General features: G+C 67.2%; 1 protein-coding gene. It reads left to right on the top strand.

The window, feature by feature from the left end; genetic code table 11:
• Positions 1 to 102: 102 nt before the first annotated feature.
• The coding region (locus ADK65_RS34480; RefSeq protein ID WP_053675237.1) for an IS481 family transposase at positions 103 to 1081 on the top strand (979 nt) is incomplete at its 3' end.

Below are 1081 nucleotides of genomic sequence, written 5' to 3'. Positions count from 1 at the left end.
TGTATTGATCACGAGCGTTGTTGACAGGGCCGGGGTCTTGATCACGGCGAAGACCTCCGGTGTGGTGGAGGTGTCTAAGCTGCACCGCACACGGAGGTCTTCGTGTCCCACCGTAATGCCCGTTTGACCGTTCACGGCAGACGGATCCTGGTCGAACGCGTCCTGTCCGGCCGTCCCGTCGCGCATGTGGCGGCCGAGATGGGCATATCGCGGCCCACCGCGCACAAGTGGATCCGCCGCTGGCGGGCCGAGGGCGAGGCCGGCCTGCACGACCGCTCCAGCAAGCCCCGCACCACGCCGCAGCGCACACCACCCGAGGTCGAGGCCCGAGTCTGCCGACTGCGAACCGACCGCAAGCTCGGCCCAGCCCGCATCGGACCGGTCCTGGGCCTGCCCGCTTCCACCGTGCACCGCATCCTGACCCGCCACGGCCTCAACCGTCTCGCCTGGCTGGACCGGCCCACCGGCGCGATCGTCCGCCGCTACGAACGCGCCCGGCCGGGCGAACTCGTCCACGTCGACATCAAAAAGCTCGGCAATATCCCCGACGGCGGCGGCCACAAGATCATGGACCGCCGCCAGGCGATGGACAACAAACTCGCCACCACCGACCGACGCCGCAGCTGCAAGCCGGTGATCGGCTACTCGTTCGTCCACTCCGCCGTCGACGACTACTCCCGCCTGGCCTACAGCGAGGTCCTCACCGACGAGCGCAAGGACACCGCCACCGGCTTCTGGCAGCGGGCCAACGCCTTCTTCGCCGCCCACGGCATCACCGTCGAACGGGTCCTGACCGACAACGGCTCCTGCTACAAGTCCAAACTGTTCACCCAGACACTGGCCACGGCCGGCATCACCCACAAGAAGACCCGGCCCTACCGGCCGCAGACCAACGGCAAGGTCGAGCGCTTCAACCGCACCCTGCTCGATGAATGGGCCTACCTGCGGCCCTACACCAGCAACGACGAACGCAGCGCAGCCCTGGCCGACTTCCTCCACGTCTACAACTACCATCGCTGCCACACCGCACTCGGAGGCCAGCCACCGATCAGCCGTGTGAACAACGCTCCAGGTCAATACA

Origin of the sequence: Streptomyces sp. NRRL B-1140, assembly GCF_001280065.1 — a bacterium.
In the GTDB taxonomy this organism is placed as follows: Bacteria; Actinomycetota; Actinomycetes; order Streptomycetales; family Streptomycetaceae; genus Streptomyces.
The sequence above is the reverse complement of the archived record's forward strand: the minus strand, read 5'-3'. Positions and strand labels throughout refer to the sequence as shown.